This window comes from Streptomyces sp. NPDC088817 (genome assembly GCF_044750345.1).
GTDB lineage: Bacteria > Actinomycetota > Actinomycetes > Streptomycetales > Streptomycetaceae > Streptomyces.
In genome coordinates this window covers 190390-213137 of record NZ_JBIVJN010000015.1, presented here as the reverse complement: position 1 = coordinate 213137, position 22748 = coordinate 190390, and the positions used below count along the sequence as shown (strand labels likewise).

Below are 22748 nucleotides of genomic sequence, written 5' to 3'. Positions count from 1 at the left end.
AGGGACCCGACGGCCGAGGTCCCGGCGGACGGAGTCCGGAGGGCCGGGGACCCGACGGCCGGAGTCGCGGTGGCCGGGGACCCGGCGGCCAGGGACCCGACGGCCGGGGACCCGACGGCCGGAGTCCGGAGGGCCGGAGTCCGGAGGGCCGGGGACCCGGCGGCCAGAGTCGCGGTGGCCGGGGTCCCGGCGGCCTGAGCCCCGGTCGCCTGAGCCCCGGCGGCCAGGGACCCGGCGGCCAGGGACCCGACGGCCGGGGTCCGGGTCGCTGGAACGAAGGGAGCGGGCGCCGTGGGTGGCTTCGACGGCGCTACGGCGGCGAGGCCGCCCGGGGTTGCTGGGGGGCCGGGTGGGAGTGGGGCGGCCGTGCTCGTTGCGTCCACCGCGTCGGGCGCGGGGACCAGTGTCGCGGCCGCCAGGAGTCCCGTGCAGAGTGTGAGGCGGAATGGGCCCATCGTGAAACCTCCGCCATCAGGAGACTCCCGACGGTCCCGGTCCGCATCCGCTGGGGATCCGCGCTGCTCTGTACGAGTGATTCAGATCCGCTCGACGAGGTCCGCGATCGAGTCGACGACGTGGGACGGCCGGAACGGGTAGCGGTCGATCTCGCCCGGCTGCGTGACCCCGCTGAGCACCAGGAACGTCCGCATCCCGGCCTCAAGGCCCGCGAGCACATCGGTGTCCATACGGTCACCGATCATCGCGGAGGTCTCCGAGTGGGCCCCGATCGCGTTCAGCCCCGCGCGCATCATCAGCGGGTTGGGCTTGCCGATGAAGTACGGCTTCCTGCCGGTCGCCGCGGTGATCAGGGCGGCGACCGAGCCCGTCGCGGGCAGGGCGCCCTCGGCGGACGGGCCCACGTTGTCCGGGTTGGTGGCGATGAACCGGGCGCCGTTGTTGATCAGCCGCACGGCCTTCGTCATGGCCTCGAACGAGTACGTCCGGGTCTCGCCCAGGATCACGAAGTCCGGGTCGTGGTCGGTCAGGATGTAGCCGATGTCGTGCAGCGCGGTGGTCAGGCCGGCCTCGCCGATGACGTAGGCGCTGCCGCCGGGCCGCTGGTCGTCGAGGAACTGGGCGGTGGCCAGGGCGGACGTCCAGATGTTCTCCATCGGCACGTCCAGGCCCATGCGCTGCAGGCGGGCGTGCAGGTCACGCTGGGTGTAGATGGAGTTGTTGGTCAGCACCAGGAACGGCCGGCCGGACTCACGCAGCTTCTTCAGGAAGGCGTCGGCACCGGGGATCGGAACACCCTCGTGGATCAGGACACCGTCCATGTCGGTGAGCCACGACTCGATGGGCTTGCGGTCTGCCATGTGCTTCGGCCTCCTGCCGTACGCGTTCTTGCGTGAGTCCAGCCTAGCCAGTGGCCGGATCCTGCCGGTGGCCGGTTCAGCTTCCGGTGGCCTGCTTCCACGCCTCGACGTAGTCCGTGAGGTTCTTGTCGATGTCGTTCCAGTCCGGAGTGAACACCTCCACGCCCTCCATCAGCTTCTTCAGGTCCGTCGCGTTTGCGTCGTGGGCCTCGACGTCCTGGCGGACGCTGAAGCCGCCGCCGATCTCGCTGACCTGCTGCTGTGCCTGCTTGGCGAGCATGAAGTCCAGGAGCTTCCTGCCGTTGGCGTCGTGCGGGGCGTGGCTGACCAGTCCGGCGGCGTACGGCAGGGCGAAGGTGGTCGGCCTGCCGCCCTGCCGGGCCGGGAACCAGATGCCGAGGTTGGGCATGGTCTTGGCCTGGGCGAAGTTCATCTGGACGTCACCGTTGGCGGCGAGCAGCTCGCCCTTGTCGACCTTGGGCGCGAGCTTGCCGGTGGAGGCGGACGGTCCGACGTTGTTGGCCTGGAGCTTCTTCAGGTAGGCGAGCGCCGCGTCCTTGCCGCCGAAGTCGTGCATGGCCTTGACGAGCACGGCGGTGCCGTCGCCCGCGACACCCGGCGTGGAGTACTGGAGCCGGTTCTTGTACCGGCCGTCGAGGAGCTGCTCCCAGGTGGTGGGGGCCTGCTTGAGCTCCTTCTTGTCGTAGACGAAGCCGAAGTAGTTGTTGACCACGGAGGTCCAGGTGCCGTCGGCGGCCTTGTCCTCGCCGCCGACCTGGTCGGCGCCCTTCGGCGCGTACTTCTCCAGCAGGCCCTTGCTGTCCGCCTGCTGGATGAACGGCGGCAGGGTGACCAGGACGTCGGCCTGCGGGTTGCCCTTCTCGCGGACGGCGCGCTGCACCATCTCGCCGGAGCCGCCCTCGACGTACTTGACCTTGATGCCGGTCTGCTTCTCGAAGTCCTTGAAGACACGGTCGTACCAGCCGTCTCCGTTCTCGCCCTTGAGGCCGTCGGCGCTGTAGACGGTGACGACCTTGGCGTCGGCGGCGGAGGAGTTGCCGCCGCAGGCGGTGAGCGGGGCGGCGACGAGGCAGACTGCGGTGGCGATCTTGAGCGTGTTCTTGCGCATGGCGAGGCGAACTCCTGGCTGAGTGGGACGTGTTGAGGGGGGAGGAAGGGGGGCCGGATCAGCGGTGGGCGGCCCTGGTGCGGATCCGGGAGACGGCGAGCAGGACCAGCAGGGTCGCCGCCATCAGGACGACGGCGAGGGCGGATCCGGCGAACAGGGAGCCGCGGTCGGTGGCCGCGTAGATCAGCACGGGCAGCGGGGTCCAGTCGGGCGGGTAGAGCATCATCGTGGCGCTCAACTCCCCCATGGACAGGGCGAAGCAGAGGCCGGCCGCGGCGGTGAGGGAGGGCAGCAGCAGCGGCAGCCGCACCCGCCACAGCACCCGGGCGGGACCGGCGCCGAGCGAGGCGGCGGCCTGTTCGTAGGCCGGGTCGAGGCGGCGCAGGGCGGCGGAGACCGACTGGTACGCGAAGGCCGTGACCAGCACGGTGTGGGCGAGGACGACGATCCACCGGGTGCCGTTGAGCAGCACCGGCGGCCGGGAGAACGCGACCAGGACGGCCAGGCCCACCACCACCGAGGGGACGGCGACGGGCAGGACGAACAGGGCGTCGAGGACGGCGCGTTGGCGCCGCTTGAGTCCGGCGGCGGCGAGCGCGGCCCAGGTGCCGACGGTGAGCGCGAGCACGCTCGCGGCCAGCGCGGTGAGCAGGCTGGTGGCGAGGGCCTGCAACGCGTCGCCGTGAGCGGCCGCCCGGTAGTGGGCGGTGGTGAGGCCGGAGGGCAGCACGCTCGACCAGTTCGTGGCGAAGGAGGCCGCCAGGATCACCAGCAGCGGCAGCGCGAACAGGGGCAGGAAGAGGACGAAGAACAGGGCGGCGGCGGCCCACCGGCCCTTGCGGCTATGCACCAGCACGGCGGCTCACCATCCGGTAGAGACCGTAGAGGCCCACGGATATCAGGACGTTGACGACGGCGACCACGCACGCGCCCGGGTAGTCGGACTCCAGGATGGCCTTGCTGTAGATGAGCATGGGCAGGGTCGTGACTCCTTTCGCCCCGGTGAACAGCACGATCCCGAACTCGTTGAGGCACAGCACCAGGACGAGGCTGCCGCCGGCCGCCAGCGCGGGCAGCGCCTCGGGCAGGATCACGCTGCGGACGATCCGGGGCGCGCGGGCCCCGAGCGAACTGGCCGCCTCCAGCTGCGAGGTGTCGAGCTGGGAGAACGCGGCGAGCAGCGGGCGCATCACGAACGGGGTGAAGTACGTGATCTCCGCCAGCAGCACGCCCCAGGGCGTGGTCAGGAACTGGAAGGGTCCGTTCGCCGCCCCGGTGAGGTCGTGCCAGAGCCCGTTGGCCATGCCGACCGTGCCGTAGACGAAGAGCAGGGCAAGGGTGATCAGGAAGGAGGGGAAGGACAGGAAGACGTCGACGAACCGGGCCACCGCCCTCGCGCCGGGGAACGGCACGAAGGCGATGACGAGGGCGAGCAGGAAGCCGAGGACGAGACAGCCGGCGGTGGCGGCGAGCGCCAGCCACACGGTGGTCCACAGGGCCTCGCCGAACGCGGCGGAGGCGAAGACGTCGGCGTACGGCCGCAGGGAGATGCCGCCGGTGTCCGGCTGGACGGACTGCCGCAGGACGAGGGCGAGAGGGTAGAGGAAGACGAGGGCGAGCACGGCGACGGGCGGCGCCGCCCACAGCAGGCGCCTAGTCATGCCGGGCACCGTTCACGGCGGGCGCCGGGTGCGGGCCGGGCCGATCCACGGCGGCCGCCCGGACCGGACCGGGCCCGGCCGGGCCGGCCGCCCGGCACCCGCGGGCGCCATCCACAGCAGACGCCACCCCCCGACCAGCGCCATCCACAGCAGACGCCTGACCCGGACCGGGTCCGTCCGCGGCGGCCGCCCGGCCCCGGCGGGCGTCGTTCGCGGTGGGGGGCCTGTCGTGAGGCGGGCCGGGCGGCAGCAGTACCGCGTCCTCCGGGGCGAAGTGCACGGTCACCGGGGCGCCCAGGGCCGGCGGTTCCCTCAGCTCGGCGACGTCCGCCATGACCCGGTGGCCGGCGACGTCGACGTGGAGCCGGTGCGTGGCTCCGCGCCACAGGATCTCGCGCACGGTCCCGGTCAGTCCGTTCGGCCCGTCGCCGAGCCCCACCAGGTGCGGCCGTACGCACAGGGTGGCGCGGGAGCCGGGGGCCGCGCCCGCCGTCGCCACGGCGACCTCCCGCCCCGCGAGGAGCACTCCGTGCTCCCCCACCGTGACCGGCAGCAGGTTGGCGCTGCCGACGAAGGACGCCGTGAACTCGTTGGCCGGGGCCCGGTACAGCTCCCGCGGTGTGCCGCAGGCCTGCAGGCGGGCCCGGTCCATGACCGCGATCCGGTCGGCCAGGGTCAGCGCCTCGTTCTGGTCGTGGGTGACGTACAGGATCGACACGTCCGGCAGCTCCCGGTGCAGCCGGGCCAGTTCGGCCAGCATTCCGGAGCGCAGCCGGGCGTCGAGCGCGGACAGCGGCTCGTCGAGGAGCAGCACGCCCGGCCGGATGGCGAGCGCCCGGGCGATGGCGACCCGCTGCTGCTGGCCTCCGGACAGTTCCCGGGGGTGGCGGCGCGCGTAGTCCGCCATGCCGACCATCTCCAGCGCCTCGCGGACGCGTTCGCGCACCTCGGACTTGGGGAGCCTGCGCGCCTTCAGGCCGAAGGCCACGTTGTCCTCGACCCGCAGGTGCGGGAAGAGGGCGTAGCTCTGGACGACCATGCCGATCCCCCGCCGGTGCGGCGGCAGGTCCGTCACATCGCGTCCGCCGAGGTACACCCGCCCGGAGGCGGGCCGTACGAACCCGGCGACCGCCCGCAGCGCGGTGGTCTTGCCGGATCCGGACGGCCCGAGCAGCGCCATGACCTCGCCGGGTTCGACGGTGAGGTCGAGGGCGTCCAGGACGACCGTGCCGTCGTACGCGACGGTGACGGAGTCGAAGCGGATTCCCATCAGTCGGCTTCCCTGAACAGGGCGGGCAACTCGGCCACGGAGCCGAGGACATGGGTGGCGCCGGCGTCGTGGAGGTCCTGCGCGCCGTGCGCGCCGGTCAGCACTCCGGCGACGACGCCCGCCCCGGCGCGGACGCCGCTGAGCATGTCGTAGGAGGTGTCGCCGGCGACGGCCACCTGCCGCACGCCGTCGGCCGCCTTGGTGCGGACGAACGCCTCCAGGACCATGTCGGGGTAGGGCCGCCCGCGCCCGCCGGCGTCGGCCGGGCAGAGGGTGAGCGGCACGAGATCCTGCCAGCCGAGCGCGTCGAGGATCGCGTCCTGGGTGACGCGGGCGAAGCCGGTGGTCAGCACGACCGTGCGGCCGTCGGCCCGCAGTTGCTCGACGGCCTCGCGGGCACCGGGCACCGGGGCGATGAGGCCCCCGTCGACGAGGTCGCCGTACGCCTTCTCGAAGGCGACGTTGGCGCGCCGGGCCAGGTCCTCGGCGCCGAACAGGTGCCGGAAGACGGAGATCTTGGACTCGCCCATGGTGGCGCGGACGTAGGCGAGCTTGTCGGCGTGGTCGGCGGAGCCGGGCTCGACGCCCAGTTCGGCGGCGGCCGCGGCGAAGGCGCGCTCGACCAGGCCGCCGTCGGCGACGGTGGTGCCTGCCATGTCCAGCACGACGAGGCGGATGTCGTTGGTCGTCAGGTCGGTCATCGGTTCCTCACCAGTCCAGTTCGTCGGCGGTCTGCTCGGCGATCGCGGGCGCGCAGGTCATGCCGCGCCCGCCGGGCCCGGTGACCAGCCACACCCCGTCGCGCACCTGCTGCCGGTGGACCACCCGGCCGGGCTCGGTGCACTGCGCGTACACGCCGGCCCAGCGGCGCCTGACCTTCGGCAGCGGGCGGCCGAGGAGGGACTCCACGACACGGGTGAGGTGCTCGTAGGGGTCCTCGACGGTGTCGAAGGCGAAGGGGTGCTCGTACTCGTGGGTGTCGCCGATGGTGAGTCCGCCGTCGGCGCGCTGCACCATGAGGAGCTGCATCCGGTGGGCCGCGGCGATCTCGGCCTGGGGCCGGCCGGCGTTGAGCTCGTCCAGGGCCTCGGACGCGTAGGCCGGGTAGTACCGGAAGCTGTCGGCGTCCGCGACCGAGGTCGGCAGCGGCTCGCCGAGCGGGTCGGTCTGCATCATCTGGAGCCGTACGCGCCGGACCGGCAGGTCGGGGCCTGCGAGTTCCCGGACGAGTCCGCCGAGCCAGGCGCCCGTGCACAGCACCACCGCGTCGGCGGTGTGGACGTCGCCGTGGTCGTCGCGGACGGCGCCCTCGCCGACGACGTCCCGGACCTCGCGCCCGGGCAGGAAGGTGTAGTTCGGGTGCTTGAGCAGTTCGGCGCGCAGGGCGAGCTGGGCGGTGCGCGGCTCGACGGCCGCGTCGCGCTCGCAGTACAGGGCCGCGTCGAACTCGCCGCGCAGGGCGGGGTTGAGGGCGCGGGCCTCGTCCGGGGTCAGCAGCTTGCGGCCGCGGACGGCGGCGTCGGGTCGGGCCACGGCGGCCTCGGCCACGGCGCGTTCGAGGTCGCCGCGGACGGGGGTCAGGGAGCCGTTGGCACGGAACCCCAGCGCGGGGACGCGGCCGCCGATCTCCTCCCACAGCTCCCGGGCACGCAGGGCGGTGTCGAGTTCCTCGCCGACCGCGCGGCCGCTGACCCATATCTGCCCGAAGTTGCGCAGCGAGGCGCCACGGGCCTCGGCCTCTCGCTCGATCTGTACGACCTCGTGGCCGCGTTCCACTGCGTGCCAGGCGTGCATGGTGCCCACCACGCCGGCTCCTACGACTGTCACTCTCACGACGACCACGTTCCTTTCGGATGGGGAACCACAGGGGTCCTGCTGACAACGAGAGCCTGAACGAGTCGTCAAGATTGGGCTAGACCCGTTATCTTTTCGTTATCTTCAAGGGGTGGTCCGGGCCTGGTCGTCAGCGGCGCCGGTGAGGGGTGGCGGGTGGTGGCTCAGCCGCGCAGATGGGTGGCGAAGGAGAACCGGTCCCCTCGGTACAGGCTCCGCACGCGCTCCAGCGGGCGCCCTTCCGTGTCGCGTGAGACGCGGTGGATCAGCAGCATGGGGACCGCGGGCGGGGTGCCGATGAGCAGGGCCTCGCGCGGGGTGGCGAGCACGGTCTCGATGCGCTCGTCGGCGTCACCGAAGGCGATGCCCAGTTCCTTGAGGTAGGCGTAGAAGGAGGAGTCGGGGTCGAACCCGGTGTCCAGGTCGGGGACGCGGGCCACCGCCACGTAGGTGCTCTCCAGACCGACCCGCTCGTCGTCCGCGAGGAGCACGCGCTCCAGGTGCCAGACGGGCTCGCCGCGGGTCAGGCCCGTCTCGGCGGCGAGGGCGTCCGGGCAGGGGAAGCGGTCCAGGGTGACGAGGGAGCGTCCGGGGGTGCGGCCCTGCCGCCGTACGCCTTCGGTGTAGCTGACCAGGGACAGCGGCTGCTCCAGCTTGGGACCGGCGACGACCGTGCCGCGGCCCTGGCGCCGCAGCTTGCCCTCCAGGACGAGTTCGCGCACCGCCTGCCGCACGGTCTCGCGGGCGACCCCGTACTCCTCGGACAGATCGCGCTCGGTCGGGATCGGGCGGCCCTCGCCCAGTCCGCCGACGAGGTCGTCGATCCTCGCCTTCACCGCGTAGTACTTGGGAATCCGGCCGTGCTCCGGAATGCCTGAGCGCACGGGGGCGCCGGGGGCCTGGTCGTTGGGGTAGTCCACGCGGGAGATCGTCGCAGATCCCTGCGGGGGCTTGAGCGGGGGCTCGGGTCAGCCGCGTCTGCGGGTCAGCGTCAGGGCGCCGCCGGTGGCGAGCAGCGCGGCGGCGACCGTGAGCGCTCCGGGCGGGGTGACGGGACCCGTACGGGCGAGTTCGCCGGCGTGGGGGACGCGGTCGCCGGGGGCGTGGGGGCCGCCGGGCCGCCTGGGGTGGTGCGGCCCGGGGTCGGCGTCCTCGGGATCCGTGTCGATGCGGAACGCGTAGCCGTCGGACTGGCCGACCCAGTCCCCGTCGCCGTCGTGCCGCTGCACCACGGCGGCCGTCGCGGTGACCTCGTCGGCGACGGCGTCGGAGGTGATCGCCAGCCGGACCGTCACGGTCACGGTCTCACCCGGACCGACGGTGAAACCGGGCAGACCGGCGTCGAAGGGGCCGATGAGTTCCTGCTGATCGGTGGTCTCGAAGGACACCGGATGCGCTTCGGAGCCGTAGTAGAACTCCATGTGGGCCTGATCCGCCTTGAGAGCGCGCTGGGTGTCGACGAGCACCACGACCGGGTGGACGGCGGAGCAGGTGCGGGAGGTGGTGTTGGTCAGGTCGATGAGGAAGTCGCCGTATCCGCCGCCCGCCCGGTAGGTGTCGGGACCCCCGTGGATCCGGCTGGTGATCGGGAACTGGCGGTCGTCGGGCCCGGCACAGGTGGGCCCCGCCGCGGCATGGGCCGGTACGGCCGGCAGGGCGACGGCCGCGGCAAGGCAGAGGAACAGTGACGTGCACAGGCGCATGAACACAGGACCGTGCCGGACAGCCCACCCCCAGCAGGTCAGCCACCCCGCCCCACCCACGAACGCCCCCACAAGTCCGCCCGATCGGCCCCGAGGACGGACGCGAGCGAGGGAGCGCGCGTGGGTCTGGGCGGGGTGGGCCAGGCAGGCCAAGGCGGACGGGTGGGCAAGTGCGGGCGGTGGGCCGGGGCTACCGGCTGTCAGCCGTCTCCCCGGCCGAACATCGGGGCCAGCAGCAACTGGGCCGCGCCCTCCGCGACGCCGCGTTCGCCTCCCGGCGCGGTCCGGACCGGTACCGCGTCGCCCGGCGCGCCCTCCCGTCGGGCCCGTGCCGCGAGCACGTCGGCCACGCCCGTCACGAACACCTCCGGCGCCGCCGCCACCGTACGGCCGCCGAGCAGCACCAACTCGATGTCCAGCAGGCCGACGAGGTTCGCCGCGCCGGCCCCCAGGACCCGTGCCGCCTCCGCGAACTCCCCCCGTCCCACGGCCGCGAGGCACAACGCCTCGACGCACCCCCGGTCCCCGCACCCGCACAGCGGCCCGTCCAGCTGGATCACCTGGTGCCCGAACTCACCCGCCCCGGTCCGCGCCCCCCGGTGGACGCTCCCCCCGATCACCAGCCCGGCCCCGAGCCCGGTCCCGAGGTGGAGGTACGCGAACGAACGGCCCTCCCCGGCGACCGCGAGCCCCAGCGCCGCCGCGTTCGTGTCCTTGTCGACCACGACCGGCACCCCGAGCCGCCGCGCGAGCGCGTCCCGCAACGGGAACCCGTCCCACTCCGGAAACCCGGTCACCCGATGCAACACCCCGCACCGATGATCAAGCGGCCCGGGCAACGCCACCCCGACTCCGACGAGAGTCCCGACGTCGGAGAGCCGGGGAGAGAGCCGGGGGCGAGTTCCTTCGGCCGCGGTCAGCGCGGCCTCCGCCGCTCCGCCCCCCAGCACCTCCCCCACCAGCCCCTCCACCTCGCGGGCCACCGTCGCCACGACGGACTCCGCGCCCGCGCCGAGGTTCAGCGGGCCACGGCGTTCGCCGGTCACGGTGCCGTTCAGGTCGACGACGACCAGGCGGAGTTCGTCGCGGTCGACGTGGACCCCCACCGCGTGCCCCGCCTCCGGCACCAGTCGCAGCACCGTGCGCGGTTTGCCGCCCGTCGACGCCCGCCGGCCCGCCTCCGCCGCGAGGCCCTGCTGCCGCAGCCGTGCCGTGATCTTGCTGACCGCCTGCGGAGTCAGCCCGGTCCGCTCGGCCAGTTCCAGCCGGCTGATCCCCTCCGCGCCCGCCCCGCGCAGCAGATCGAGCACCAGCGCGGCGTTGTGGCTGCGCAGGGCGAGCAGGTTCGCTCCCGCCGTCCCCCTGCCCGTCACTCCCGAGACCGTCACCGCGTCCGCACCGCCCTTCCCACCGCTCACACAGCACCGCACACACGGCACCGTTCACACAGCCATTCTGCCCGGCGCTTGCACTTCGGCAACAGCGTTGCGAAAGTAGGATCCATGACTGGCACCCCCCTCCGCGTCGGCCTCGTCGGCTACGGCCTCGCCGGCTCCGTCTTCCACGCCCCGCTGATCGCCGCGACAGAGGGCCTGGCCCTGGACACGGTCGTCACCTCGAACCCGCAGCGGCAGGAGCAGGCCCGCGCGGAGTTCCCGGACGTCCGCCTCGCCGCCGGCCCCGACGAGCTGTTCGCCCGCGCCGGCGAACTGGACCTGGTCGTCCTCGCCTCCCCGAACAAGACGCACGTCCCGCTCGCCACGGCCGCCCTGAAGGCGGGCCTGCCGGTGGTCGTGGACAAGCCGATCGCCGGGACCGCGGCCGAGGCGCGCGCCCTCGACGCCCTGGCCGACGAGCGCGGACTGCTCCTGTCCGTCTTCCAGAACCGCCGCTGGGACAACGACTTCCTCACCCTGCGCCGGCTGCTCGCCGAGGGCGAGCTGGGCGACGTGTGGCGGTTCGAGTCCCGCTTCGAGCGCTGGCGTCCGCAGCCGAAGGGCGGCTGGCGCGAGTCCGGCGACCCCGCGGAGATCGGGGGCCTGCTGTACGACCTCGGCAGTCACGTCGTCGACCAGGCCCTCGTGCTGTTCGGCCCCGCCACCCTGGTGTACGCCGAGTCGGTGGTGCGCCGCGCGGGCGCCGAGACGGACGACGACACGTTCATCGCGATCACCCACGCCAACGGGGTCCGCTCCCACCTCCACGTCTCCGCGACCGCCGCGCAACTCGGCCCCCGCTTCAGGGTGCTGGGTTCCAAGGCGGGCTATGTGAAGTACGGCCTGGACCCGCAGGAGGCCGCGCTGCGGGAAGGCACCCGCCCGAGCACCGACGGCTGGGGCGTCGAGAACGACGCCCTGTGGGGCCGCATCGGCTCCGGCGACTCCCCGCTGACCGGCGGCGGCCGCCCCGTACCGACCGTGCCCGGCGACTACCCGGCGTACTACGCGGCCGTGGCCGCCGCCCTCCGCGACGGCGCCCCGAACCCGGTGACCGCCCAGGAGGCCGCCGCCGCCCTCGACGTCCTGGAGGCGGCCCGCCGCTCGGCCCGCGACGGCGTGGCGGTGCGGCTGTGACGAACGACGCGCACGCGACCCCCGCGGGCACCCCGGGCATCGAGGAACTGGAGGCACAGGAAGGCCGCCTGGTCCTCCCCCGCTTCACGCACGACGACGCCTGGGCGCTGGGCTCGCTCCTCGTGGAACTGGCACGGGAGCGGCAGGCCCCGGTCGCCGTCGACATCCACCGCGCGGGCCAGCAGCTCTTCCACGCGGCCCTGCCCGGCTCGACCCCCGACAACGACGCCTGGATCGCCCGCAAACGCCGCGTGGTGGAGCGCTACGGCTGCGCCTCCTACCTGGTCGGCGCCCGCTTCCGGGCCAAGGGCACGACCTTCGAGGCCTCCTCCCGCCTGGACCCGGACGTGTACGCGGCCCACGGAGGCTCGTTCCCGCTGCACGTCGAGGGCGCGGGCGTGATCGGCGCGGTGACGGTCTCCGGACTGCCGCAGCTGGAGGACCACAGGATGGTGGTGGAGGCGCTGGAGCGGTTCCTGGGCGAGAGGTGAGGTGTGAGGGATCACGAGGATCACCGACAGCCGGAATGACGGCCAGGTGATCCCTCCGGGGGCACACAAGATCGAGATTACTGCTCTCGGGGGAAGCCGCGGATTATCCCGGGACGCCCTCCGGTTGGGGACTGCTGCAGGCGTGACGATCAAGCGACAGCACCCCGTCCGGAGGGATCGGAACCGATGAGCGACACCACAGGCCCCGCGCGCCCCTTGCGGGAGACCATCGGCCGGTACGGCATCTGGAGCATCGGACTCCGCTCGGAGAACGCGGCCCGGCGCGGCGAACTCGCCGAGGCCGCCGCAGAGTTGGAGGAACTCGGCTACGGAGCCGTCTGGCTGGGCGGCAACAGCACCGCCCGCAACGCCGCCCCGCTGATCGAGGCGACCGGGCACATCGTCGTCGCCACCAGCATCCAGAGCGTGTGGCAGCAGGACGCCGTCGACAGCGGGGCGGAGTTCACCGCGCTGGAGGCCTCCCACCCCGGCCGCTTCGTACTGGGCCTCGGAGTGAGCCACGGCCCGCGCGTGCAGCAGTACCGGAAGCCGTACTCGACGATGGTCGGCTACCTGGACCGGCTCGACGAGCTCGACCGGTCCGGCGAGGGCGGCGTGCCGGCCGGGCGCCGCGTGCTCGCCGCCCTGGGCCCGAAGATGCTGGAACTGTCCCGCGACCGTGCGGCCGGCGCGATCCCGTATCTGACCACGCCGGACCACACCGCGCAGGCCCGCGAGATCCTGGGCGGGACGGCGCTGCTGGCACCGGAGTTCAAGGTCGTCCTGGAGACCGACCCGGCCCGCGCCCGCGCGGTGGCCCGCGAGTACCTCGCCCCCTACCTGGAGCTGCCGAACTACACCGACAACTTCCTGCGCCTCGGCTTCACCGAGTCCGATGTCACCGGCGGCGGCAGCGACCGTCTGATCGACGCGGTGTTCGCGTGGGGCGAGGAGTCCCGGATCCGCGAGCGGATCGAGGCGTTCCACGCGGCGGGCGCGGACCACGTGGCGCTCCAGGTGGTCACCGCCGGCCCGCGCGACGCCCTGCCCCGGGAGGAGTGGCGCAGGCTGGCCTCCCTGCTGGCGTGAGCGGACCTGGTCGGGTGAACGGACCGGATCGAGGGGCGACGGCAGGCCGAGGGGCGCGGGCCGGGACGCGAGGCGTTACGCGTCCTTGAGTTCCTGCCGCTGCCGGCCCAGCCCCTCGATCTCCAGCTCGACCACGTCCCCGGCCCGCAGGTACGGCTTCGGCTCGGGCTGTCCCAGGGCCACCCCGGCCGGCGTACCTGTGTTGATGACGTCACCGGGGTACAGGGTCATGAACTGGCTGACGTAGCGCACGACTTCGGCGACGGGGAAGATCTGGTCGGCGGTCGACCCGTCCTGCCTCGGCTCGCCGTTGACCCACAGGCGCAACGGCAGCGCCTGGGGGTCGGGGACCTCGTCGGCGGTGACGAGCCAGGGTCCGAGCGGGTTGAACGTCTCGCAGTTCTTCCCCTTGTCCCAGGTCCCGCCGCGCTCGTTCTGGAACTCCCGCTCGGAGACGTCGTGCGCCACCGCGTACCCGGCGACGTGCGCGAGCGCCTCCTCGTGCGACTCCAGGTAGCGGGCCGAACGGCCGATGACGACCGCCAGCTCCACCTCCCAGTCGGTCTTGGCCGCGCCGCGCGGCACGAGCACGGTGTCGTTCGGCCCGACCACGGTGTCCGGCGCCTTGAGGAAGATCACCGGCTCGGCGGGCGGCTCGGCGCCGGTCTCGCGGGCGTGGTCGTGGTAGTTCAGCCCGATGCACACGACCTTGCCGATCCGCGCGACCGGCGGCCCGATCCGCGAGGCGTCGGGGTCGGGCCCGGTCCCGTCCGGCCCGTCGCCGTCCGGCCCGTTCACGTCCAGCGCGGGCAGTTCCCCCGCGGCGGCGGCCTCGCGGATACGGGCGAGTGCCGCGTCGTCGGCCAGCAGCGCCCCGTCGATGTCCGGGACGATGCCCGACAGATCCCGCAGGACCCCGCTCGCGTCGAGCAGCGCGGGCCGCTCCGCACCCGCCGTACCGACTCGCAGCAGCTTCATGTGTCCAACTCCCTCGATCGCGGGGCGCCCGGCCGACGAAGGCGACCTGGGTGCGGCAGACGCGGCCATCGGAGGGCTGACCGATCGTCCAGGGTCGACCCGCACTCCGCAAGACCGCGTTCACGTACTGGACCGTAGCCCCGCCCGCGAGAACGGCCGGGCCCGCGCGCTCACCGGTGCAGCAGGAACCGCTCGGCCGCGCTCCACGCCGTGCTGGTCACCACGTACAGCGCGGCGGCCAGCGGCACCACCGCCACGGTGACCAGCGTGAAGAAGGACAGGTACGGCATGGCCTTGCCGACCGCGCCCACGGCCCCGCCGCTCCCGCCCGCCGTACCGGCCACGTCCGTCGTGTCCAGGGACTTCCTCGCCCGCACGAAGTTGAACGCGGCGACCGCGGCCACCACCGCGAACAGCCCCAGATACACGGCCCCGGCCGCCCCGAACGCCCCGCCCCCGGCCAGCGCGTCGGTCCACCGCCCGTCGAGCGGAGCGGCCAGCAGCCGGTGGCCGAGCAGTCCGGCGCCGTCCGCGTCCGGCGTCGAGAACAGGTGGTACAGCACGAAGAAGGCGGGCATCTGCAGCAGGCTGGGCAGGCAGCCCGACAGCGGCGACACCTTCTCCTCGGCGTGCAGTTCCAGCACGGCCTTCTGCAGCTTGCCGGGGTTCTTCCGGTACTTCTCGCGCAGCTCGCCGATCCGCGGCTGCAACGCGGCCCGCGCCTTCTGCCCGCGCGCGGCGGCCCGGGAGAGGGGGTTTGAACTGGTGCCGTTTGACAGCGTTTGCGTGTGTTCTGGTGTGCATGAGTGCACGTCGCGGTTGGGTGTGGGATGGCGGTGCGAGGCGGGGTGACGGGTGTTCTGGTTTCGAATGCGTGACCTTCGGCCGGGAGTGGTCGTTGGGTGCGGTGACGGGTTCTTCGGCATCGAGTGGGGGTGGGCAATGGGCAGACTGCGGGAGGTATCAGCATCGTTCGCGGTGCCCGGCCCGTCCGGGGTGGCGATCAGCTCCGGCCTCAAGGGTCTGAGTGGGCAGGACGAGTTTGTGCTGCGCCAGGTCGGCAATCTGCTCGGCTCGCTGGCCTCCCGTGATCTAAAGGCGCGCTGTGCTGCGGGGCTGGACCACGACGGTGAGCAGTGGGCTCGGCGTAAGCGAGCGCTGACCGGGGAGTCGACCGCGCGGTGGGCGGGCAGCATCACCAAGGCCACGCACGATCAGTGGGCGCTGGCCCGGCGCGGACAGCTCGCCCACACGCAAGGTCTGCGGGCGGGCGTCGAGACAATCGCGTACCGGCTCTCGCTACCCATCGGCGAGAAGGGCATCAGGGGGGCGCCGGGCGGTTACCGCTCCCAGCGAGAGTGGTTTGCCAAAGCCCGGCGCCTGCACCTGCTTGAGGACCGGCTGGAGCAGGTGCGGGCCGACTGGGAGGCCGGGCGGGTGCGGGTGGTGCGCGGCGGCAGGAAACTGGCGCGCGCCAAGCACCACCTCGAAGCCGCCGGGCTTTCGGAGGCGCAGTGGCGGCAGCGATGGGAGGCCGAGCGGTGGTTCCTGCACGCCGATGGCGAGTCGGGGAAGCGGTACGGCAACGAGACGATCCGCGTCACCCCCGACGGTGAGGTGAGTATCCGGCTTCCGGCAGCGTTGGCCGGGCTGGCCAACTCACCGCACGGCCGGTACGTACTCGCCTCCCGGACCGTCTTCCACCACCGCAGCGAGCAATGGGCCGACCGCATCGCGGCGAACCGTGCGGTGGCCTACCGCATCCACTACGACACCAGCCGCGGCCGCTGGTACGTGACCGCCTGCTGGCAGATCCCGCCCGTGCGGACCGTGCCCTTGGAGACTGCTCGTGCGGGTGGGCTGGTCGGGGTGGACATGAACGCCGATCACCTGGCCGCCTGGCGCCTGGACGAGCACGGAAACCCCGTCGGCGCGCCCCGCAGATTCGACTACCGGCTGACCGGCACCGCACAGCACCGCGACGCGCAGGTCCGCCACGCCCTCATCCGCCTGCTGCACTGGGCCGCACGGCACGGTCTGGCACTTGCCATCGAGGACCTGGACTTCGCCACGGAGAAGACCCGGGAGAAGCACGGCCGCCGCAAGCGGTTCCGCAAGCTGATCTCCGGCATGCCCACTGCCCGGCTGCGCGCCAGGCTGGTGTCCATGGCCGCCGAACTGGGTGTCACCATCGTCGCGGTTGACCCGGCCTACACCAGCCGCTGGGGTGCCCAGCACTGGCAGAAACCCCTCACCAGCAAGAACAGGAAGCCCACCCGCCACGACGCTGCCTCCGTGGCGATCGGAAGGCGCGCCCTGGGGTGCCCGATCCGGCGTCGGACGGCACCGCCCCCACTGCACCGGAGTGATGCGGTGGGGCATCGGACCGTCCAGGCCGCATCGGATACCCCAGGGCGTGAGGGACCCCGCCCCCGCATTCCCGGACCACGGACACGATCCGCCGGCGCCGGATGTGGAGCGAAAGCGGGCGACCAGTGTGCTCACAACCGTTCGGGGCACACGGCTGAGCACGAATCCTGGCACCAGGACTCACTCCCGCTCAGTCCATAGGAACGGTGGAGGAGGAGTCGTACGATCGCGGCGGCGGCCGCCGAGGCGTGGAACAGCGGCTGGAGCAGGTCGGCTAGTTACTCGACCAAGCCGGCGAAAACGGACATGAGTGAGCCCTCCGGGGGTCTTGTCGTGCCAGGCGTACGGGGATGACGGCATGACGACCCGCGCGGGGTCACCAGGAGGAGTGAACGGTGCCCTGCGCGGTGGTCGCCGGGAGGGCGTGCCCGGGTGCCCTGGGCCGCGGCCGGCCCGCGGCGTCGGGGTCGCGCTGGGGCAGGAAGGCCGTACGGCGGTCCCGGTCCCGGATGGCCGTACGCACCCGGGTGGGCGGTACGGCGGGTGCGCAGCGGGAGCCGAGCACCGCGCAGGCGACGAGCGCGGAACCGGCCGCGGCGGTCGCGGCGAGCGCGAAGGCCACGGTCCCGGAGAGGCCTCCGGCGGCGGACAGGGCGACCGGAAGCAGGACGAAGAGGGGCAGGAGGAGAGACAGGAGCAGCGGCACGGCGGAGGGACGCGTGGCGACGCGACTGCGGATCACGCCGGCTCCCTCCCATGGGCGTGCGCCTCGGTGCTCCGGCACCTGCGGCTCACTGTCCCGTTGTCTCGTCATCTGCTTCTACGGGGTTCATCCGGTTATACAGGATCGATGTCGAGCGGTTGCAGCAGCCGCCTCGGCTTGAGCAAGGCCCGGCCGACCGGATCCACCGGGTCCGGATCGAGTCCGGGTCCCGGCTCCATGAGGACGTCCTCGACCGGTACGACGGTTGCGCAGGCGGGGCACTCGCCGTACGGCCCGAGTTCGGTGCCGCACTCCACGTGCCGGAAGTAGCGCAGCTGGACCTCGGTGAAGTGCTCGCGCCCCCACAGGCCGAGGGCCCGCAGGGTGGGCCACAGTGCGGTCCCGCGCTCGGTGAGGACGTACTCGTCACGGGGCGGCGATTCCTGGTATCGCCGCTTCTCCAGGATCCCCTCCGCCGTCAGCGTCTGGAGGCGGGCGGCGAGGACCGCGCGCGGGATGCCGAGGTGGACCAGGAAGTCGTTGTACCGCCGGACCCCGTAGAGCGCGTCGCGGATGACCAGCATCGTCCAGCGCTCGCCGATGATCTCCAGCGCGCGGGCGATGGAGCACTCCTGTGTCGCGTAGTCCTTGCCCAGTGCCATGCCGTCCACTGTAGCCACTTTCCGAGAACTTGGTTCAATGACCGAACCTTTGGGTGTTACGGTTCTGGAGCAGGTAGGTTCAATGACCGAACCTGCGTGAGCCTCTTCTCCGCCCAGCCCCTCGGAAGGACGGGCCCATGACCGGGCTGAACTCCCCCACGACCTCCGCCGCGACCCCCACGGCAGCGGGCACCAGCACACGCACCGCCGCCCCACGCCTCAGGCGCCGGGACGGGCCTCCGCACCCCCGGGCCACGCTGGCCGTGACCAGCGCGGCCACCACCGTGGCCCTGATGACGTACACCGCGCCGATCATCACCCTGCGCGGCACCGCGGCCGCCCTGCACACTCCCCTCTCCGCCCAGGCATGGCTGCTCAACGGCACCCCGCTGGGCCTGGCCGCCCTCCTCCTGATCGCCGGCAGCCTGGCCGACGACTACGGGCGCCGCCGCGTCTTCCTGGCCGGCACGCTGACCCTGGGCCTGACCACCGTGCTGGGCGCCCTGGCGACGACGACCTGGCAGTTCACGCTGGCCCGCATCGCCCAGGGCGCGGCGAGCGCGGCGCTGCTGGCCAGCAGCCTGGGCCTGCTCGTGCACGCCTTCCCCACTCCGCGCGGCCGGCTCCACGCGACCGGCGTCTGGGGCGCCTTCGTGAGCGGCGGCATCGCGGTCGGCCCGCTGGTCACGGGCGCCCTGCCGAACTGGCGGGCCGCCTACGCCGTCCTGGGCGCCGCCGCCCTGGTCACGGCCGTGCTCGGCACCCGCACGCTGTCGGAGTCCCGCGCTCCGAGGGGCGGCCGGCCGGACGTCCTCGGCGCACTGACCTTCGGACTGGCCCTGGTCGCCCTGGTGGCCGCCCTGACCCTGGGCCGGGACGGCTGGCTGCGGGCACCGGTGGGACTGCTGCTCGCGGCGGCCGTGGCACTGCTCGGGGTCTTCGCGCTGCTGGAGCGCCGCACCGGCACGCCGATGATCGACCTGTCCCTGCTGCGCCGCCCCCGCTTCCTGGCCTCCTCGGCGGGCGGACTGTTCACGGGCCTGGCGGTGATCGGCCTCTTCAGCTTCCTGCCCGCGGTGCTCCAGCAGACGCTGAGGATGTCGCCGATGACCAGCGCCTGGCTGTTGCTGCTGTGGTCCGGCACGAGCTTCGTGGTGGCCCTCCAGTCCAAGCGCCTGGCGGGACGGGTGACGCCGCGCCGTCAACTGGTCCTGGGCTTCGTCCTCCACGCGGCCGGCGTCCTGACGATGCTCGGCGCGGTCGGCGCCGGCTCCTGGCCACGCCTGCTGCCGGGCCTGCTCCTTGGCGGCGTGGGCACCGGCCTGCTGAACGCCGCGCTGCCCCTGCTGTCGGTCGAATCGGTCCCGCCGGAGCGCGCGGCGATGGGCTCCGGCGCCCAGCAGACCCTCCGTTACATCGGCTCCTGCGCCGGAGTCGCCCTGACCATCGCCCTCGCGACGTCGGCGGGCAGCCTCGCCAGGGGCGCCGACGTGGCGATGGTGGTGTCGGCGGGACTGGCGCTCGCGGGCGCGGTCGGCGTGGCGGTGGCGCGGGAGCGGGGGTGAGCGCGCGAGCGCGGGAGCGGAAGCGGGGGTGAGGGCGCGGGGCGGGACGTACGGGTGCGGGCCGGGGACGTGGGGAGGGCGGGGCTGGGCGTTGGGGGTCTGAGGATGGGCCCTTGGGGACGGGGACCCTGGGGACGGGGGCCCTGACGGTGGCCCCCAGGGATTGGGCCCGCTGCGGGACCCTGAATCCCCTGGCCTGCAGATACCTCACGTTTGTCGCTCCCCGGCAGTACGGTGTCCCCCATGCGCCCCGCCACGCCCGCCGAAGACGCCGACCACGCCACCGAAGCGGACCGCCTCGAGCGGACCGCCGAGCTGTACCCCGAGGACGCCGAGGCCCTCCTCCTCCAGGCCGCGGCCCACCGGGAGCTGTCCGGCGACCGCCCCGCCGCGACGACCCTCTACGACCGGCTGCTGTCCTCCGACGCCGCTCTGGAGAACCCCCACCTGGTCCGGGCCCTCAAAGCCGCCAACCTCTGGGAGTACGGCCACGAGGCGGAGGCGAGAGCGATCATCGAGGGCGTCCGTTCCGCGGCGCCCCGCGACCCGGCGCCCTGGGTGATCGTCGCGGAGTCCCTGGAGGTCCACGACGAACTCGAGTCAGCGCACGAGACGTTCACCCAGGGCGTGGAGCTGCTTCTCGCGGAGGCCCAGCAACCGCCGCGCGCCACCCACCCGCTCGTCTTCGGCCGCCACCGCGTCCGCCGCATGCTGGGCGCGGGCCACGACGACTGGGACATGCTGGCCGACACCCTGCACAACTCCCCTGTCCCGCTGGACGAACTCCACGACCCGAAGCGCGTCTGGTCCCTCGGCTCGGAGAACCCGGCCGAACTGCAGGCGGAGATCACCCGCCTCCGTGCCGAACTCGGCGCCTACCGCGCGGCCCTCTCCCGCCCCTTCCCGGTGGCGGTCCTGCACTGGCCGGCGGAGGAACTGTCCGAACTCCTCACGGCCTACGACGGCCTCACGTCCGAATACCCCTCCCACGAGACCCACTTGGCGACGATAGAGGCCTCCCTGCGCGAACTGGCCTCCTCCGGCACCCCCAACCTGGGCATCGTCACGGGCACGGTTCCCTCCTACGAGGCCTTCGCCGCCTCGGAGGCCGCCTCCCCGTCCGACCCGGCCCTGCTGCCCCAGTACGCGACGACCCTGGCGGCCCGGGGCCGCGCGGTCGCCTGGCCGCCGCAGCGGGGGTCGCGGTGCTGGTGCGGTTCGGAAGAGGCGTACGGGGAGTGCCACGGGGCGGCCAAGCCCGCCGAACCCGCTGGAACCGTCTGAAGGCCCGACACACCCAGCAGAGCCCCACGGCAGCACGGGACGACGGTACGAGGAGCAACACCCCGGCGAACCGGTACCGACCCGGAGCGCCTACGAACGCCACCTCACCCGCCACCGCGAGGCCAACCCACAGGGCCGGTGCGGCTGACGGCCCCCTGGGGGCCGTAACGGCCCTTGCCCCCCAGGGGCGCCCGTGCTGCCGGGGTGGGCCCATCGCGTTTCGGAGCAACCTTCCGGGGAGTTCGTGGATCATGGGCGTGCTCACCGAACTGGTGTGCATGATGCCTAAGTTATGGGGATCTCTCCGCGTTCGCGCTGGCTGCGCTGGCCGCCACGGCGCTGGCCGGTCCCGCCCATGCCCAGCAGGAACCGCTGCCGGTCTCGATCACCGGCCCCGACAGCGTGAACCTCTCGCTGCACCCGGAGGCCGATGAGCCGGGTGAGCCTCAGATCGAGCTGGGACTCCGGGCGCCCGGAGAGCCGGTACCGGACAAGAACCACACCATCTGGCCAATACACAACGGCGAGTACACGGTCACCGTGGACGCGAGCTCCCTGGCCGGCGTTGCCGCGGTGGACTTCTCCCAGCTCGGCGGGTGGCGGGGGTGCTCCGTCGTCGGGCTCGTCGCCACCTGCAGCGGCTACGAGATCTACGCGAGCCAGGACTATAACAACCTCGGCGGCATCCGCCTCGACGTGACCGACGAGAGCGCCGCGGGCGCTTTCGGCACCATCGAGATCACGGCCGCGGGCGAGGGTCTCGACTTCACCGGGCACACGGTGGACGTGCTGGTGGGCGGCCCGGAGCTGCTGATGAAGCAGCTGACCGAGCCCGAGGGTTTCCGGGCCGGTGACACCTTCCAGGCGCCGCTGGGCTTCCGCAACGTCGGCGGGCTGGGCGGCGACGGCGTCGTGCTGCGGGTCTCCGGCAGCCGGGGGCTGTCCTTCCCCAGCACCTTCAGCAACTGCTGGTACGAGCCGCGTGACTCCGACGACGTGCTCGGGAGGTCCACGGCGCTCTGCATCTTCGACAGCGAGTTCGCCGGTGAGGCGGCATACGGGCTGAGCACGCCCTTCCCGATCAAGACGGCCGGTTTCGCGCTGTACGACACGATGTCCTACAGCTTCAGCGCGGTGCCCGCCGAGCAGGCGCGGGAGCTGCTGACCGAAGGCGATTACCAGGCGGGTGACGGGTCGGCGCTGGAGCTGGTCCGCGTGCAGGACGCGGACCCGGCCGATTACACCCGCTGGGCCGACATTGACTTCCCGACGACGAACACCTTCGACCTCGCTCTGACCGGTGAGCGGCTGCGGGCCCGCGAGGGCAGCACGGTGTCGGTGAACATCGGCTTCGCCAACCACGGCCCCGCCTGGCTGGCCTCGCTCCGCTCCGGCGGCGAACCGATCCCCTTCTGGGTAGACCTCCCCCCGGGTACCACGGTCACCGCGGTCCCCAAGGACTGCCAGCGCGGCTGGGCGGGCGCCGAGGGCGACTACCTCTGCTTCATCGCCACGCCGATCCTGGAGGACGCCTCCCGCACCTTCACCTTCGGCCTCCACGTCGACCAGAAGATCAAGAACGCCACCGGCCGGGCGTTCTTCCCGTACACCATGCGGGGCGAGGGCAACCCGGCGAACGACTCCGCGACGATCGTGCTGAACCCGACGGGCAAGCCCTGACCATCAGCCGTCCTGTCACAGCGGGCCCGCCCTCGCGGGCGGCCCGCTCTGGCGGGACGGCGGAGCTCATCCGATCACCAACTGCCGCCGCAACGCGTGAACAAACGCCGCTGCTGGACGTGGCCAGGCGCGATCTGTCGCACCAGATGATCTACCTCGACCGCCCTCAGGACGCCCTCGGCCTCCTGGGAATCGCCGCCAGGAACGCTCACATGCCTGTGGTCCAGGCGTTGGTCGCATCCCAGACCGGCCGCGTGCATGCGGCTCTGGGCGACGCACGCCAAGTGGAGACTCACCTCAGTGCCGCCGACGTCCTCCTGAGCGAGGGACTCGGTGAGGACCTCCCCAGGTGGGTCGACTGCTTCGACGCTGCCGAGCATGCGGGGCCCGCGCGGTCTCCGCCCGGGACCTGGCCGACCTCGGACCGGGCGGGCAGTCTTC

General features: G+C 72.8%; 20 protein-coding genes and 2 pseudogenes. 8 read left to right on the top strand and 14 right to left on the bottom strand.

Features of this window, described 5'->3' with window-relative positions; genetic code table 11:
- Positions 1–536: 536 nt before the first annotated feature.
- The 10 genes and pseudogenes from ACIP4X_RS26170 to ACIP4X_RS26125 all read right to left on the bottom strand — a co-directional run bounded on the left by ACIP4X_RS26170 (position 537) and on the right by ACIP4X_RS26125 (position 10330).
- A complete protein-coding gene (locus tag ACIP4X_RS26170) occupies positions 537–1316 on the bottom strand; it encodes an HAD-IIA family hydrolase (RefSeq protein ID WP_358728298.1) in 780 nt (259 codons plus the stop codon).
- A gap of 76 nt (positions 1317–1392) precedes the next feature.
- Entirely contained in the window at positions 1393–2445 is a 1053-nt protein-coding gene (locus ACIP4X_RS26165) for a 2-aminoethylphosphonate ABC transporter substrate-binding protein (protein ID WP_358728296.1), read from the bottom strand.
- A 58-nt stretch (positions 2446–2503) separates the two neighbouring features.
- On the bottom strand, positions 2504–3301 hold the full coding sequence (locus ACIP4X_RS26160; protein WP_358728294.1) for an ABC transporter permease subunit: 798 nt from the start codon (positions 3299–3301) through the stop codon (positions 2504–2506).
- A complete protein-coding gene (locus tag ACIP4X_RS26155) occupies positions 3288–4106 on the bottom strand; it encodes a 2-aminoethylphosphonate ABC transporter permease subunit (protein ID WP_358728292.1) in 819 nt (272 codons plus the stop codon). Before ACIP4X_RS26155 ends, ACIP4X_RS26160 begins: the two co-directional genes overlap by 14 nt.
- 238 nt (positions 4107–4344) lie before the next feature.
- Positions 4345–5376 (bottom strand): annotated as a pseudogene (locus ACIP4X_RS26150) (ABC transporter ATP-binding protein); the annotation flags it as partial.
- Positions 5376–6077 carry a phosphonatase-like hydrolase gene (locus tag ACIP4X_RS26145; RefSeq protein ID WP_391458021.1) on the bottom strand — a complete coding sequence of 234 codons (702 nt, stop codon included), beginning with the start codon at positions 6075–6077 and terminating at the stop codon, positions 5376–5378. The gene ACIP4X_RS26145 and the pseudogene ACIP4X_RS26150, both read right to left, overlap by 1 nt.
- A gap of 7 nt (positions 6078–6084) precedes the next feature.
- Positions 6085–7209: a TIGR03364 family FAD-dependent oxidoreductase gene (locus ACIP4X_RS26140; RefSeq protein WP_358728289.1), complete on the bottom strand. Its 1125-nt coding sequence runs from the start codon at positions 7207–7209 to the stop codon at positions 6085–6087.
- Between the two features lie 164 nt (positions 7210–7373).
- Positions 7374–8129 (bottom strand): GntR family transcriptional regulator, encoded by a 756-nt coding sequence (locus ACIP4X_RS26135; protein WP_358728287.1) that lies wholly within the window; start codon positions 8127–8129, stop codon positions 7374–7376.
- Between the two features lie 48 nt (positions 8130–8177).
- On the bottom strand, positions 8178–8912 hold the full coding sequence (locus ACIP4X_RS26130; protein ID WP_401350876.1) for a hypothetical protein: 735 nt from the start codon (positions 8910–8912) through the stop codon (positions 8178–8180).
- 200 nt (positions 8913–9112) lie between these two features.
- A complete protein-coding gene (locus ACIP4X_RS26125; RefSeq protein ID WP_401350874.1) occupies positions 9113–10330 on the bottom strand; it encodes an ROK family protein in 1218 nt (405 codons plus the stop codon).
- An 84-nt stretch (positions 10331–10414) separates the two neighbouring features.
- On the opposite strand from ACIP4X_RS26125, the gene ACIP4X_RS26120 reads away from it, so the two are divergent.
- The 3 genes from ACIP4X_RS26120 to ACIP4X_RS26110 all read left to right on the top strand — a co-directional run bounded on the left by ACIP4X_RS26120 (position 10415) and on the right by ACIP4X_RS26110 (position 13065).
- Positions 10415–11485, top strand: coding sequence for a Gfo/Idh/MocA family oxidoreductase (locus ACIP4X_RS26120; RefSeq protein WP_358728284.1), 1071 nt, complete (start codon positions 10415–10417; stop codon positions 11483–11485).
- The gene (locus ACIP4X_RS26115; protein ID WP_358728282.1) at positions 11482–11976 is read left to right on the top strand and encodes a heme-degrading domain-containing protein; all 495 of its coding nucleotides are present in this window, start codon (positions 11482–11484) and stop codon (positions 11974–11976) included. The genes ACIP4X_RS26120 and ACIP4X_RS26115 overlap by 4 nt, the downstream gene beginning before the upstream one ends.
- Before the next feature lie 186 nt (positions 11977–12162).
- Positions 12163–13065 carry an LLM class F420-dependent oxidoreductase gene (locus ACIP4X_RS26110; RefSeq protein WP_358728280.1) on the top strand — a complete coding sequence of 301 codons (903 nt, stop codon included), beginning with the start codon at positions 12163–12165 and terminating at the stop codon, positions 13063–13065.
- Between the two features lie 75 nt (positions 13066–13140).
- On the opposite strand, the gene ACIP4X_RS26105 is transcribed toward ACIP4X_RS26110, so the two are convergent.
- Positions 13141–14043, bottom strand: coding sequence for a fumarylacetoacetate hydrolase family protein (locus tag ACIP4X_RS26105; RefSeq protein ID WP_401350871.1), 903 nt, complete (start codon positions 14041–14043; stop codon positions 13141–13143).
- 170 nt (positions 14044–14213) lie between these two features.
- Positions 14214–14801: pseudogene (locus ACIP4X_RS26100) on the bottom strand (YidC/Oxa1 family membrane protein insertase); the annotation flags it as partial.
- Between the two features lie 184 nt (positions 14802–14985).
- Between ACIP4X_RS26100 and ACIP4X_RS26095 the strand changes: the two are divergent.
- Entirely contained in the window at positions 14986–16614 is a 1629-nt protein-coding gene (locus ACIP4X_RS26095; RefSeq protein ID WP_401350869.1) for an IS200/IS605 family accessory protein TnpB-related protein, read from the top strand.
- A gap of 175 nt (positions 16615–16789) precedes the next feature.
- Here the strand turns inward: ACIP4X_RS26095 and ACIP4X_RS26090 are convergent, their stop codons facing one another.
- Both ACIP4X_RS26090 and ACIP4X_RS26085 read right to left on the bottom strand, forming a co-directional pair.
- A complete protein-coding gene (locus ACIP4X_RS26090) occupies positions 16790–17155 on the bottom strand; it encodes a DUF6412 domain-containing protein (RefSeq protein WP_391458008.1) in 366 nt (121 codons plus the stop codon).
- A gap of 95 nt (positions 17156–17250) precedes the next feature.
- Positions 17251–17778 carry a winged helix-turn-helix transcriptional regulator gene (locus tag ACIP4X_RS26085; protein WP_391458006.1) on the bottom strand — a complete coding sequence of 176 codons (528 nt, stop codon included), beginning with the start codon at positions 17776–17778 and terminating at the stop codon, positions 17251–17253.
- Between the two features lie 137 nt (positions 17779–17915).
- On the opposite strand from ACIP4X_RS26085, the gene ACIP4X_RS26080 reads away from it, so the two are divergent.
- From ACIP4X_RS26080 to ACIP4X_RS26065, 4 genes are all read left to right on the top strand, one after another.
- A complete protein-coding gene (locus ACIP4X_RS26080) occupies positions 17916–19343 on the top strand; it encodes an MFS transporter (RefSeq protein ID WP_358728274.1) in 1428 nt (475 codons plus the stop codon).
- A gap of 243 nt (positions 19344–19586) precedes the next feature.
- A complete protein-coding gene (locus ACIP4X_RS26075) occupies positions 19587–20627 on the top strand; it encodes an SEC-C metal-binding domain-containing protein (RefSeq protein WP_391458004.1) in 1041 nt (346 codons plus the stop codon).
- A complete protein-coding gene (locus ACIP4X_RS26070; protein WP_391458148.1) occupies positions 20614–20775 on the top strand; it encodes a CstA-like transporter-associated (seleno)protein in 162 nt (53 codons plus the stop codon). The genes ACIP4X_RS26075 and ACIP4X_RS26070 overlap by 14 nt, the downstream gene beginning before the upstream one ends.
- A 254-nt stretch (positions 20776–21029) precedes the next feature.
- Positions 21030–22307, top strand: coding sequence for a hypothetical protein (locus tag ACIP4X_RS26065; protein ID WP_401350865.1), 1278 nt, complete (start codon positions 21030–21032; stop codon positions 22305–22307).
- Positions 22308–22748: the final 441 nt, after the last annotated feature.

What these genes read in the sequence shown, in the direction of transcription:
- ACIP4X_RS26170 (WP_358728298.1), bottom strand. Translation starts at nt 1,316, where the DNA reads ATGGCAGACCGCAAGCCCATCGAGTCGTGGCTCACCGACATGGACGGT.
- ACIP4X_RS26165 (WP_358728296.1), bottom strand. Translation starts at nt 2,445, where the DNA reads ATGCGCAAGAACACGCTCAAGATCGCCACCGCAGTCTGCCTCGTCGCC.
- ACIP4X_RS26155 (WP_358728292.1), bottom strand. Translation starts at nt 4,106, where the DNA reads ATGACTAGGCGCCTGCTGTGGGCGGCGCCGCCCGTCGCCGTGCTCGCC.
- ACIP4X_RS26145 (WP_391458021.1), bottom strand. Translation starts at nt 6,077, where the DNA reads ATGACCGACCTGACGACCAACGACATCCGCCTCGTCGTGCTGGACATG.
- ACIP4X_RS26130 (WP_401350876.1), bottom strand. Translation starts at nt 8,912, where the DNA reads ATGCGCCTGTGCACGTCACTGTTCCTCTGCCTTGCCGCGGCCGTCGCC.
- ACIP4X_RS26120 (WP_358728284.1), top strand. Translation starts at nt 10,415, where the DNA reads ATGACTGGCACCCCCCTCCGCGTCGGCCTCGTCGGCTACGGCCTCGCC.
- ACIP4X_RS26110 (WP_358728280.1), top strand. Translation starts at nt 12,163, where the DNA reads ATGAGCGACACCACAGGCCCCGCGCGCCCCTTGCGGGAGACCATCGGC.
- ACIP4X_RS26105 (WP_401350871.1), bottom strand. Translation starts at nt 14,043, where the DNA reads ATGAAGCTGCTGCGAGTCGGTACGGCGGGTGCGGAGCGGCCCGCGCTG.
- ACIP4X_RS26095 (WP_401350869.1), top strand. Translation starts at nt 14,986, where the DNA reads ATGGGCAGACTGCGGGAGGTATCAGCATCGTTCGCGGTGCCCGGCCCG.
- ACIP4X_RS26085 (WP_391458006.1), bottom strand. Translation starts at nt 17,778, where the DNA reads ATGGCACTGGGCAAGGACTACGCGACACAGGAGTGCTCCATCGCCCGC.
- ACIP4X_RS26080 (WP_358728274.1), top strand. Translation starts at nt 17,916, where the DNA reads ATGACCGGGCTGAACTCCCCCACGACCTCCGCCGCGACCCCCACGGCA.
- ACIP4X_RS26075 (WP_391458004.1), top strand. Translation starts at nt 19,587, where the DNA reads ATGCGCCCCGCCACGCCCGCCGAAGACGCCGACCACGCCACCGAAGCG.